We start from the raw sequence: 12,898 nt of genomic DNA on the forward strand, positions 1-12,898 counted from the left end.
CTGACATACAAGGAGTTGCATGTCCGTCCTGCCCTGGCCTTATCTGGCCCTGCTTTCCCTGGGTTATGCACTGGCCTTGAGCGTCGGCCAGTTGGGCCTGCCCAGCCTGTTCACCTTCGCCCTGCTGCTCATCAGCGGCGCGGCCGTCCTGCAGACCCGCAGCCGCGTGGCCGGTTATCTGGGACATGGCCTGTTCGTGCTGCTGGCCGTCGCGCTGGCCCTGCACTGGCTGCCGGGCTTCCAGAACGGCCGGGTGATCAACGCCCTGCGCCTGACCCCGGAGGCCGTGCCGTTCACCCTCTACCTCAATCTGGATAAACCGCTGATCGGCTTCTGGCTGCTGCTGGTCTGTCCCTGGCTGGTCAATCGCCGTACGCCGGGACGCGTGCTGCTCAGTGCGACCAGCGCCTGGGCCATGACCTCGCTGCTCGCCCTGGGGTGCGCCTGCCTGTTGGGCATCGTCAACTGGGCGCCGAAATGGCCCGAGCAAGGTGGCTGGTGGCTGCTGAACAACCTGCTGCTGGTGAGCCTGGTCGAGGAAATCCTGTTTCGTGGCTATATTCAGGGCGGGCTGAGCCGCTGTTTCAAATCCTTTCCACGGGGCGAAACCCTGGCCTTACTGGGGGCTGCGCTGATTTTCGGGCTGGCGCACGCCGGTGCGGGCTGGCAATGGGTGCTGCTGGCGACACTGGCTGGCATCGGCTATGGTCTGGCCTATCGCTATGGGGGCCTGGCCGCAGCCGTCCTGGCCCATGTCGCGCTTAATAGCGTGCACTTCGTATTCTTTACTTATCCGATGTTGCAACCGTGATAACAAGAACGAAAGTACCAACTGGTACTTTCGTTCTATGAAAAGCCGGATGAACGGCTGAACTCTTTAATTTCCAGCGTGTTCGACTCGTATTCAAGGACGAGTGCGAGTACGCAAGAGCCAAATTGTGAAACGGTCATGAAAGTTGAAAAATATATTTAATATTTCCCCTGTCATGCCGACAACCTGTCAAAGCCTTGCGGATTGAAAAACCATGCGGAATAACCAACCCATTACCCAACGTGAACGCACCTTTCCCGCTCAGCAACGGTTGATTTCCACTACCAATGCCAAAGGCGTGATCACCTACTGCAACGACGCGTTCGTCGAAATCAGTGGGTTCTCCCGTGACGAACTGATCGGCGCCCCGCACAACCTGGTGCGGCACCCGGATGTTCCGACGGCGGTGTTCGAGCACATGTGGAACACTCTGAAACAAGGCCTGCCATGGATGGGCATTGTCAAGAATCGCTGCAAGAGCGGTGACCATTACTGGGTCAACGCCTATGTGACCCCCGTCTTCGAAGGCAACCAGGTGGTTGGCTACGAATCGGTGCGGGTCAAGCCCACCGCCGAACAGGTCCGCCGGGCCGAAGCGCTGTACCTGCGCATCAACCAGGGCAAGTCGGCGATTCCACGCCGGGACAAGTGGCTGCCGATCGTCCAGGACTGGCTGCCCTTCATCCTGGTCAGCCAGGTCAGCTTCCTGATCGGCGTGTGGCTCAACTCCCACTGGGGCTTCGCTCTTGCCGCCGCGCTCTCGGTACCGCTCGGCCTGCTGGGCCTGAGCTGGCAGCAACGCGGCCTCAAGCGCCTGCTGCGCCTGGCCGAGCAGACCACCTCGGACCCGCTGATCGCCCAGATGTACACCGACAGCCGCGGCGCCCAGGCTCGCCTGGAAATGTCGATCCTCAGCCAGGAAGCGCGTCTGAAAACCTGCCTGACCCGCCTGCAGGACACCGCCGAGCACCTCAACGCCCAGGCCAGGCAGTCCGACGACCTGGCCCAGAAGAGCTCCAGCGGCCTCGATCGCCAGCGCCAGGAAACCGAGCAGGTGGCGACCGCCGTCAACCAGATGGCGGCCACTACCCAGGAAGTCGCCAGCCACGTCCAGCGCACGGCCGACGCCACCCAGGAAGCCAACCGCCTGACCAGTCGCGGCCGCGATATCGCCGGAGAAACCCGCGAAGCCATCGAGCGGTTGTCGGTGGTGGTCGGTGAAACCGGCGGTACCGTGACCCAACTGGCCAAGGACAGCGATGAAATCGGCGGCGTGGTCGACGTGATCAAGGGCATCGCCGACCAGACCAACCTGCTGGCACTGAACGCTGCCATCGAAGCGGCCCGTGCCGGCGAGATGGGCCGCGGTTTCGCGGTGGTGGCCGACGAGGTGCGCCAACTGGCGCAACGCACCAGCGAATCCACCGGGCAGATCCACGCCCTGATCGCCAAGCTGCAACAGACCGCCAACACCGCCGTGCAGACCATGGACGCCGGCCATCGCCAGGCCCAGGAAGGCGTGGCACGGGTACTGGAAGCTGACGAGGCACTGGTGGGGATCAGCGAAGCGGTGGCCAATATCACCGACATGACCACCCAGATCGCCGCCGCGACCGAGGAGCAGAGCTCGGTGGCCGAGGAGATCAGCCGCAACATCAGCACCATCGCGCAACTAGCGGACCAGACTTCGGAGCAGGCGCACAACTCGGCGCAACTGAGCGAGGAACTGACCCACACGGCCCATACGCAATATTCGCTGGTGGAGCGTTTCAACCGATAGTTTCAAGTAAAATAGAGAAGACCCGATGACCGAAAGGCATCGGGTTTTTTATTGTCCGTAATAAAATTAAATGGTTCCCTTTTATAAGTAAGAAATTTCCTCAAAGGAACAAACTTGGCACTTACAGAAAAACTACACATCAAACAAAAAATTCAAAACTCTTGACAACACCCAAGACTTAATATTCGTTGAGTACCTGGCACTATATCGCATAACCAACTGATAGCGTTTCAGACCTGAATGCATTATTTGCCAAAAGCACACGTATCGGCGCAGAACTCTCAAAACAATCTGTAACGCGTCTGATCGTGGGAAATGCCTGACAACACTCAATCAGATAAAAGGAATATCCTAATGAAGGACTTGGAGACTCAAAGCTCACCCATTTTTCTGCAAGCTCCATACGTGGGAGCCGCGGCCCCCGAAGACGGACTCTTGCAGGCAACGGACCTGGACAAACCGCTGGCGGTCACGGTGACTCTCTGGAACGATGTCAGTGCCGACGAAACCTGCCAATTGATCTGGAACGGGGTGCTGGTTGGAACCCCTACCCCTCTGCCCGGTTACCAGACAGGCGACAAACTCACCTTGGCATTACCAAGTGAATACCTGTCCGAAGAGGGTAGAAACGAGCTTCAGTATAGGGCGTATGATATTTATAGCGAGCTATCAAGTGACTCTCATATCACTCCGATCCTTATAGACCGCACACCGCCCGGAGGTGAACTTCTTGCATCAGTCATCCTACCCAGTATCGCTCTCGATGGCTTGACCAACAGCGAACTGATCGAACTTGGCGACCAACTCACCGCCACTGTCCCGGGCTACTTCGATATGAAATGGGGAGATGTCATACACAGCTATTGGGGCGAACATGCCGGTCCCAGCCACACGGTCCAGCCCGAGGAACTCGGTAGCGGAAAAGTTCAACTCACCGTCGAGCGAAACTTCCTCGAGCAACTGGGCAACGGCGAGTTCGCCATCAGCTACAGCGTTCGCGACCGGGCCGGGAACGTTTCGGTACGTTCGCAATCGGCGCTGCTCAAGCTGCAACTGCAAGAGTTGCCGGCCAACCTGGCGGCCCCCATACCGCTGAAGATCGAGGACGGCCAGATTCACGACCTGCATGCGCGCCTGGGGGTGAAGATCGGCGTGCCGACCTATGACCATGTCGCCATCGGCGACGAAATCCGCGTGCTGTGGAATGGCGAACCGGTCGGCGGCAAGCGGATAATCAGCGTCCATGAGCTGGGCAAGCCGTTGCTGCTCAACGTCATGGTCACCTACCTGTCCATTTCCCGCCACGGCGATGGTCCGGCCAGGGTGACCTACCAGGTCTGCCGCAATGGCGAGACCTTCGTCTCCCCGGACCTGGAGCTCGAGGTTTTTTTGCAACTGCCCGGCCCCCAGGACCCGACGCCCAAGACCCTGGTCAACGAGGCCCTGGCCGCACCGGTGGTCAAGAGCAAGAATCCGGACGCCCAGACCCTGGACAACTACCTGGACGAAGACAGTGCACACTTGGCCGCCGACGTCGTCATCGCCTGGCGCGACGCCTTCCGGGCCGGTGACCGGATCAACCTGTTCTGGGGCAAGGCGGAACATCCGCTGGTTCGCCCCATCACCCAGCAGGACGTCAACAGCGGCTGCTACCTGGTGATCAACGTGCCGAACAGCCTGATCGTCGAGCAGGGCTGCGGGGTGGATATCCGTGTGCAATACACCGTGACCCGCGAGGGCAACCCGAATACCTCCTACTCCCCCAAGCAGTTGGTGGCGGTGATCTTCCAGATCCAGTTGCCGGGCGGTGAGGAGGGGCTGATGGAACCGGTGTTCAGCGGTGCCAGCGTGTTGAATGTGGTCGACCCGCGCAAGGATCCGGAAGGCACCGTGGTACACGTCGCACCCTACCGCAACATGAAGGAAGGTGACCGTATCCTCCTGCGTTTCTGCGGTTTCGATGCCCTGACGGGCGGTAATCCGATCGACAAGGCCACCTACACCAGCGAACACGTGGTCACCGGCCGCGACCTGCGCTACGGCTATCGCTTCCGGGTGCCGCTGGCACGCCTGATGGCCGTGGAGCACGGCCGTGGCCGGGCCCATTACGAGGTGAGCAACAGCCTGGGACGAGCCACCTCGTTGCCGGCTGATGTGTATATCTCGTCCCGCACGCCGGTCAAGGTGCGCTGAGCGTCGGCCATGAAAAAACCCTCGACGAGGCGTCGTCGAGGGTTTTTTCATGGGTCAGGAGAGGCCAGGAATCAGAATCCGTAGCGCACGCCGACGCTCACCCCCCAAGGCTGCTCGATGTGCTCGCCCTTCATGTAGTCGACATGAGCATGCAACTGCAGGTTCTTCGACAAGGCGGCGGAAACACCCGCCCCCAGCTCGGCGCGGCTGCCGAACAGGCTGTTGTCGAACGACACGTCGTTGATTTTCACGGTATTGCCACTACGGGAAAACTCATGGACCAGGGCTGCCTTGAGATAGGGCTGCAACAAGCCGCCATCCGCCAGTTGCAGGTTGCGCCCCAGCGTCGCTCCCGCCTTGCCGAGTACCGACTGGGTATGATCGTTCTGCGCTCTCAGGCCGTTGTCCAGGGTATAGCGCTCTCCCTTGACCATGACCGTCGATAGTTGCGCATAGGGTTCGATGAACACATCCTGCTGCAGCTTGATGTGTTTGCCGAACTCCAGCGAGCCGCCATAGGCAAAGTTGTCGTAGCTGCCCTTGGCCTTGACGCCGTTGGTCATCGCCACATCCGCCTTGTTGCGCAAGCGGTTCAACTTGGCGACGGCATCCAGGTAATAACCTTCGTCCATCAACCAGGTGCCATAGGCCCCGATATAACCGCTGTCCACCGAACCGGCGGTCCCCCGGCTGAGACTGAGGTCGGACTCGCTGTGACCGACCATGGCACCGACCAGCAGTTGCCCGTTGCTGACCGGCACGGGCAGGTCGAAGCCGAGGGACAAGCCCTTCTGACGCTGCTTGTAACCGAACCCTGCATCCGCGGTGATGTTGTACTGGTTACCGTAACCGCGGATCCAGCCGCCGCCCTCGCCGCTGGTACGAATTTCCCCCATGCGGCTGCGCAAGGTCGCCAATTCGCCATACCAGATCGTCGGTCCGACGCTGAACAGTCCCAGAGCCGCCTGGCTCGAAGGGCTGATGGTCTTGCCTGAGCCAACGATGAACCAGTCGTCGCCCTGCCTTTCCAGCAGGTAGGAATAGGCGCCCAGGTCGACACTGCCGCCGACCACATCGAACCAGGCATCGCCGCCTTCGGTATGCACCACATGCAATGGTGTGATCTCCGGCGAGTTGGGTTCCTGGCCGGTGTTCTCGATATTGAGCAGGAACTCGCCATTGGCCTGGCCATTGACACTCAGCAGGTCGCCGGTATTGTCCAGCAGATTGACGTGCATGTTGAACATGCCGGTACCTGACAGCTCGCCCAGCGACAGAGTGCGGAACTGGTCGGCCGAACCCAGGGTCACGCTACCGCCGCCCAGGGACAGCGACTTGACCTCGGCATCGGCGACCAGGGTCCAGTTCGCGCCACTGTTGATGGCCACGCTGTTGGTGTTGACCAGGTTGCCGGTGAGCTGGGCATTGTTCTGCAGGGTGACGTCCAGGGTGCTGGTGTCATCGGCGACCAGGTCGCCGCTCAGGACTGAATTGCCAACACTGAAACCGACGGTGCTGTTCTCCCTGACATCCAGCAATAGGCCGTTTCCGGCCAGCAGACTGGAACCGTTCTGGACAACGATCTCTGCCTCCGCCCCATCGACGACCCGGATGGCCGGCCCGATCAGCCCCTCCAGCGTTGAGTTGTCGAGGACAACCTGGGACGTCGCATCAATCGGTATCGGTGCTCCAGGGCCGCTGGTATCACCTATGATGTGCAGGCCAACCGACTCCCCTCGCCCATAGCTGCCATTGGTCATCTGCAATGTACTGCCCGCCAGCCTGATAGCCTCGCCATCATTCCCTGCCCCGGCCACGGCAGTCACCGTTGAATGATCCAGCGTGAGTTCACCCAGAGGAGATACGATCGCACCGATTCCCATGCCGGAGACGCTGCTGTCCCGCAGACTCGCCCTGGAACTCAGTGGCGATCCACCATTCATGATGGTACCGACCTGCAATGCCCTGCCATTGGCATTGTTGATCGTCCCATTGACGATCGTCGCCCGGCCATGGGACAACGATAATGCTCCATTCACCGTCCCATTATTGATCTGGACATCGGAGAACCCGCTGCTATTTCCCGTGACGCTGACCGAGTTGGTAACCGCACCATCGAATATCTGCAACACGCCACGGTTGATTACCTGCCAGGACTCAACCGGGCTGGAGGCATTCAGGGTTTCAATGCGATTGCTTACCGTACCGTCTGTTCCATTGCTATTGTCGATTTGGGTCGCGTGAACCTGAAAGCTCAGGCTTGCACCACAGGACAACCCTATGACCCTCAATCCGGTTTTATGAATAAAGCCCGTGCTCATTTTTCTCCGATACAACATATACTTCCCTCGCATGAGTTTGGAGAGAAGCATTCTGCTCAGGGAAAAACAGCGTTAACACGAAACCTCTCCCCACACTTCACAAGCAAATTCCCGAAAACACATAAGCAAGTTCCTACAGAAAATCCTCATATAAAAATACCCACCCCTCTGCAAAAAAATCATTGACACCCCTCAAAAAAGTCGATTACTTCAAAACCACATAGAGCCCCCTTACTTACTCCATCGAGAAGTCTGCTCACCTGCGGAAAGCCTAAAAACCTCACCTACGGCGGGCGGCACGACTTCGCTCAAAAAATTAAAATCTTTTCCATTTAATAAGGAAACATAAAATGTGCAATACAAAGACCCATATCAGCCTGAACCTCGATGGCTATACCAGAAGCGAACTCGAACGATATCCGCAACCAGACGTACCGCTGGCATTTACGGATGGCCTGTTACCAATCACTGCCTTGAACTCTCCGCTGGATGTCACTTTCCCGCTTCCAGACGATGCAGGACTACACTATTCCTACAGATTGCTGTGGGATGGCAAAGAACTTACCGATGAATGGGAAGATGTAACGCAAGATGACCTTAACAACCCAACAAGACGTTTGAAGTTGCAAGTCCCACAGGAATACCTGGTAGAAAAAAGAGATCCGTTCAACCCGACTGACAAAAAATACAGGTTGGCATATGAATTCAAGAACAACGATAACGGTCTAGCCGAGCCCTCTTTTGAATACCTGCTGGAGATCGACCAGACCGCACCTGGCTTGCCTTTCCACGGCCCGATGATCTTTCCGCGGGAAGTGGAAGGTGGGCTGACCTCCGCAGAGCTGACCGCACTGGGCAACAAGCTGGACGTTCTGGTCACCAGCTACAGCACCATGGCCGACGGCGATACCATCCAGACCTGGTGGGGCAATATCGAGGGCCCCAGTGTCCTGGTGCGCTGGGCCGATGTGGAAGATGAACGGGTCACCCTGTCCTTCACCCGTGCCTTTCTCGAACAGGTCGAAGCCCAGATTGGCAGCAACGAAGCCGAAGTAACCTACTTCGTGACCGACCGCGCGCTGAATATCTCCCCTCGTTCCGAGCCTTCCTATATCAGGCTCCTGCTGGCCGACATCCCGGACGACCTGCCAGCTCCGATTGTGGCACAGGCCGACGACGGTCTGATTGATTACCAGGACGCCAAGACTGGCGTAACCGTAGGCATTCCACACTACGACGGGGCTGCTCCGGGTGACCGGATCAGGCTGTTCTGGGGCGATGGCAACCCGTTGCCGGAACTGGAACTGCGCCAGGGCGACGAAAACAATGATCCGGTTCTGGAGCCCGTTCTGCAGTTCGATGTGATCAACCTGATTCCGGAAGGACAGGTCAACGTCATGTACGAGGTCCGTCGCGAGAACGAACTGGTGGGAACCTCTCTCACCAAGCAGGTGGAGGTATTCCTGACCTTGCCTGTGCCAGAGGAAAACCTTCGGCCACTAACCATCCAGGGCACCAGCGGCAACCCTGATGTCGAGGACAACCTGATCGACCCGGATGATTACGAACTCGATGCGCGAGCCATCTTCCGCTGGGTAACGGGTTTACGTGCCGGGGACTACCTCAACCTGAAATGGGGAGAGCAGGAGGTTCTGCGCTGGTATGAAATCAAGCAGTCCGACTTCGACGCTGGAGTGGACTTCACTATCCCGGTTCTCAACCAGATACTCAAGGATCAGGGCACCGGCCCCGCCATTCCCGTCAGCTACACCGTGACCCGCACTGGCAATCCGAACCCCGCCGGGGCGCCCACGCAAAACGTGGCAGTGCGTTCAAAACTCGAACAACCCGGCGGAGAACTCGGGCTGCCGCCTCCTCGCTTCACCCGGACAACCCCTGGCGGTGTCGTGGGCCCTATCGAGAACCCGGATGGTACGCCATTGCACGTCGACCCTTATGACAACATCAAGCAGGGGCACACGATCCACATGACCTTTGACGGTTATGACAAGAGCAATAACCCGATTCCGGAAGCTCACCATACCGCTCAACGCGAACTGGACCAATGGGACATCGTCAACGGTTATAGCTTCCAGATACCAGACACAATATTGCGCGCTCTTTGCGTAGGTCGGGCAGAAGCCATTTTCCGTGTCGAGCCCAAGCCGGAGCACAATCAGGGACCTGCAACTTCCGCGGTTGCCGACGTGCGAGTAGACATGAGCCGCCCAGGTCTCGGCTGTCGATAACGGCCAGGCAGCAAGTTATCTAGAACAGCCGTTTTCTTAAATAAAGAACCATCAAGAGTACGCGGCAGGTTTCGTAACCTGCCCGTGCCTGCACCACGCAGTACTTGATTAAAAACCACTCAGGATAAAATGATATGAATAATCCATCCGATCAGAAAACCATTGAACCAGCCTTGGAAAAACCCAGGGTCGAATCCGCACTTGACGACGGTGAAGGCCTCTTGCCCATAGACGTCCTGAACGCACCTGTTCCTGTAAACTTCCCGGTATGGGATAACGCCGATACGAAAGAGGACTATCAGCTATACTGGAACAATACCCCCATAGGCAAACCAACTCCGATCAAGGAAGATGACGTCCCCGGAAAGATACTCACGCTCTATCTTCCAGTCGACGCACTGGAAGAAGGAAAATATCAACTTACCTATCTGGTACGTAATACCGACAACAATAGTACGACCTCATCTTTTCCTACCTCGATTGAAATCGACACCACCGCCCCCGGCCTCCCCTCCCTCGCCCCCCTGGAGTTCCCGCCCGAGGTCCGCGATGGCCTCACCTCCGAAGAGCTGACCGACATGGATGATGTACTACCGGGCATCGTCCACGGCTACACCGGCTTCGCCATCGGCGACCGGGTCAGAACCTTCTGGGGAGCCACCGAGGGTCCCGACGCCCTGGTCGAGGACGATGACATGGAACCTCGGCAGGTGATCGTCGAGTTTCCCCGCACCTTTCTCGAATCCCTGGGAGACTTCAACGGACCGGTGCACTACAGCGTCACCGACCGGGCCGGAAACCTCTCCAGGGACTCGGTCGCGGTCAACGTCCGCTTGCTGCTCAACGAGCCGGTCACCGACCTGCCGGCACCGATCATCGACGGCTACGTCGAGCCTATCGACCACGAACAGGCACAAGCCGGTGTCGAAGTGACGATTCCTACCTCGGAACCGGTCCAGGCCGATGACCGGATTCTCCTGCACTGGGGCAGCGTGGAGCTGGGTCCCTTCCCCCTCGATGCCTTTGGACAACCGATCATCCTGCACATCGACGTGCCTTTCAAAAGCATCGAGCAAGCCGGCGATGGGGATATCCGCCTGGAGTATGAGCTCAGTCGCGAGGGACATGTGATGGGCTACTCGCGGCCAAAGGATATCGTGGTCAAGGCCCGACTGCCGGTGCCCGGTGAGCTGCGCAAGCCGCTGATCCGTGGTGCCTCGCCCGATGGGGAGGACAACCTCATTTCCCCGGACGATTTCGAGCGCGATGCCAAGGCCGTCATTATCTGGAACACCGGTTTCATCGAAGGACAGGAACTGCAGCTGTACTGGCGCGGGCAGGCGATGTTCGAGCCTGCCTATCGCATCACCGCCAGCGATGTCAGCGCCGGCCGCGACCTGAACCTGACGGTGCCCGGCGAGCGTTTCCGGCCACTGGGCACCGGCACCGATATCCGTGTCCACTACGGCATCGTCCAGGCCGGCAATCCGAACACCTCAAGATCCGCCGAGCAAGGCATCATCGTGCGCAACTGGGATGAACTGCCCGGTGGCCGGCCGGGGCCCGACGCGCCGGAGTTCACCGACCTGAACGAACACGGCGCCATCAATACGGTGAACGGCCGTGACGGCGCACCGGTGCATATCGCCCCCTATCTCAATATCAGGCAGGGCGATGTCATCCACTTCCTCTACGAAGGTTTCGACCGTCTGGCGGGCGGCAACAGGAAGATCCGGTGGCCGCACACCTCCAACCCGCTGACCGAGGAGCAGGTCCGCAACGGCTATGACCTGCGCGTGCCCAGGGCAGTGCTGGACAACCATTGCTACGGCCACGCCGAGGCCACCTTCAGCGTCGACAGCATTACCGGAACCGGCCATTCGCAACGCCAGAGTGCCTACGTGGACATGCGCGTGAGCGGTGCCTGTCCGACAGGTGCCTGAGCCCCTGACTCCCTATTCCATCACTTACGGAGACACGATCATGTCCGTGAACATCAATCCGCAAAATCTGAAAAAACTCGATCAACCGGTCGTACTCAGTGCCAATCCAGGTGGCGTCGGTACAGTCGACACACAGGATCCGGCGAAACCGCTGCCAGTGCTGGCTGGCCCCCTGGACCTCGAGCCCGGGGATCGCATCGACCTGTACTGGAAAGATGCCGCCCGTCCCGTCAGCACCTACGAACACCCCATGGACGAGCCGCCGATCAGCGACTTCGTCACCCTGGCGGTGGACATCCGGGATATCCAGTCCGGCAGGGAGCCCGTGCCCGTCTGGTTTCGCTTCACACCGTTTCCGGGCGGAACCTGGCAAGACTCCGACATCACCCTCATCCGGGTCAAACTGGAGATCCCCGGCGGCGTCGACATCGACCCGGCCACCCCCTACGAGAACGAGGCCCTGCAAGCGCCGCAGATACAGCCGGCCGGCGTGATCACATCGCCCCACGGTGTGAGCGTGATCGTGGCGCCCTACCTGAACATGAGCGTGGGCGATCGGATCAGCGTGGCCTGGGATGATCGCAGGATCGATTACCCGCCCCTGGGCGAGGAGCACTTGAACCGCAACCTGCTCATCGCTGTCCCGACTGAGATCGTCGAAGCCGTCGGCAGTTCGCCCAGCCTGCCGGTGCGCTACGAGATCCATGACGTGGTCGGCAACTGGTCAAAGCACTCGCCCGCCACGCGGGTCGTGGTCGACCTCGAAGCCTGACCGCCGTGCCGCCGGCAGTCCCACCCGGGGCTGCCGGCCCTATGCGCTCTGGCGCAGAATGAATGCGCAAACCTGCTGCGCGGCCCTGTCCAGATGCTGCGCATGGCTGAAGCCGCTGGCCTTGAGCGGCTTGAGGTCGTGGTCGGCGGCAGTCAGCCAGCACAGCTCGATACGCGGCGACAGCACATAGTCCGCCACCGCCTGACGGTTGCCCAGGGCATCACGCTCGCCCTGGACGATCAGGGTCGGCGTGGCGATGTCGGCCAGGTGCGCCACCCGCGGCTTATCCGGTTTGCCGGCGGCGTAGAACGGATAGCCGAGGCAGACCAATCCCTGTACGCCAAGCTCGTCAGCCAGCAGGCTGGCCATGCGTCCGCCCATGGATTTGCCGCCGATGAACAGCGGCCCGCGGACCTGCTGGCGCACCGTTTCGAAGACCTCGCGCCAGCACTCCAGCAGCCTGGCCTGGGGATTGGGCGGGCGCTTGCCGCCATCCAGGCGCCGTTGCGCCATGTAGGGAAACTCGAAACGCAGGACATTGACACCCTGCGCAGCCAGGCGCGCGGCCATCAGGCTCATGAAATCGCTGTCCATCGGTGCCCCGGCCCCATGGGCCAGGATCAGGGTCGGCGCCGATTCGCCAGCGGCCGCCCGATCATGCAGCCAGCCCTGGTGCCCCGGCCATGCTTGTTCGCCCATCTCATTCCTCATCGTTCACTGCACCCACTAGATATGTAACGCCCCCCGCAACGGGGATCTTTCGAGAATGACCGCCCACCTTCTGAACACTCAGAAGCCTCGGGCCAGCGCCCCTGGGCGCCGATGCCCG

General features: G+C 59.7%; 8 protein-coding genes. 6 read left to right on the forward strand and 2 right to left on the reverse strand.

What is annotated here, in order from left to right; translation table 11 throughout:
- Positions 1-19 precede the first annotated feature (19 nt).
- The 3 genes from PF66_RS12670 (at position 20) to PF66_RS12680 (ending at position 4,784) form a co-directional block, all read left to right on the forward strand.
- On the forward strand, positions 20-811 hold the full coding sequence (locus PF66_RS12670) for a CPBP family intramembrane glutamic endopeptidase (protein WP_054062882.1): 792 nt from the start codon (positions 20-22) through the stop codon (positions 809-811).
- 214 nt (positions 812-1,025) lie between these two features.
- A complete protein-coding gene (locus PF66_RS12675; RefSeq protein ID WP_054060390.1) occupies positions 1,026-2,591 on the forward strand; it encodes a methyl-accepting chemotaxis protein in 1,566 nt (521 codons plus the stop codon).
- Positions 2,592-3,359: 768 nt separating this feature from the next.
- Positions 3,360-4,784 carry a hypothetical protein gene (locus PF66_RS12680; RefSeq protein ID WP_241494341.1) on the forward strand — a complete coding sequence of 475 codons (1,425 nt, stop codon included), beginning with the start codon at positions 3,360-3,362 and terminating at the stop codon, positions 4,782-4,784.
- 71 nt (positions 4,785-4,855) lie between these two features.
- Here the strand turns inward: PF66_RS12680 and PF66_RS12685 are convergent, their stop codons facing one another.
- On the reverse strand, positions 4,856-7,075 hold the full coding sequence (locus tag PF66_RS12685; RefSeq protein ID WP_054062884.1) for an autotransporter outer membrane beta-barrel domain-containing protein: 2,220 nt from the start codon (positions 7,073-7,075) through the stop codon (positions 4,856-4,858).
- Positions 7,076-7,455: 380 nt separating this feature from the next.
- Between PF66_RS12685 and PF66_RS12690 the strand changes: the two genes are divergently transcribed.
- The 3 genes from PF66_RS12690 (at position 7,456) to PF66_RS12700 (ending at position 12,069) form a co-directional block, all read left to right on the forward strand.
- Positions 7,456-9,354, forward strand: a complete 1,899-nt coding sequence (locus tag PF66_RS12690) for a hypothetical protein (protein WP_054062885.1) — start codon at positions 7,456-7,458, stop codon at positions 9,352-9,354.
- A 578-nt stretch (positions 9,355-9,932) separates the two neighbouring features.
- Positions 9,933-11,297, forward strand: a complete 1,365-nt coding sequence (locus tag PF66_RS12695; protein WP_152973009.1) for an addiction module component — start codon at positions 9,933-9,935, stop codon at positions 11,295-11,297.
- A 40-nt stretch (positions 11,298-11,337) separates the two neighbouring features.
- Positions 11,338-12,069 carry a hypothetical protein gene (locus PF66_RS12700; RefSeq protein ID WP_054062887.1) on the forward strand — a complete coding sequence of 244 codons (732 nt, stop codon included), beginning with the start codon at positions 11,338-11,340 and terminating at the stop codon, positions 12,067-12,069.
- A gap of 39 nt (positions 12,070-12,108) precedes the next feature.
- Here the strand turns inward: PF66_RS12700 and PF66_RS12705 are convergent, their stop codons facing one another.
- A complete protein-coding gene (locus tag PF66_RS12705; protein ID WP_054062888.1) occupies positions 12,109-12,768 on the reverse strand; it encodes an alpha/beta fold hydrolase in 660 nt (219 codons plus the stop codon).
- Between the last annotated feature and the right edge of the window lie 130 nt (positions 12,769-12,898).

Origin of the sequence: Pseudomonas asplenii (genome assembly GCF_001293465.1) — a bacterium.
Lineage (GTDB): Bacteria > Pseudomonadota > Gammaproteobacteria > Pseudomonadales > Pseudomonadaceae > Aquipseudomonas > Aquipseudomonas fuscovaginae_B.

Coding starts and splice junctions, on each gene's coding strand:
- PF66_RS12670 (WP_054062882.1), top strand. CDS start 20: ATGTCCGTCCTGCCCTGGCCTTATCTGGCCCTGCTTTCCCTGGGTTAT.
- PF66_RS12675 (WP_054060390.1), top strand. CDS start 1,026: ATGCGGAATAACCAACCCATTACCCAACGTGAACGCACCTTTCCCGCT.
- PF66_RS12690 (WP_054062885.1), top strand. CDS start 7,456: ATGTGCAATACAAAGACCCATATCAGCCTGAACCTCGATGGCTATACC.
- PF66_RS12695 (WP_152973009.1), top strand. CDS start 9,933: ATGGATGATGTACTACCGGGCATCGTCCACGGCTACACCGGCTTCGCC.
- PF66_RS12700 (WP_054062887.1), top strand. CDS start 11,338: ATGTCCGTGAACATCAATCCGCAAAATCTGAAAAAACTCGATCAACCG.
- PF66_RS12705 (WP_054062888.1), bottom strand. CDS start 12,768: ATGGGCGAACAAGCATGGCCGGGGCACCAGGGCTGGCTGCATGATCGG.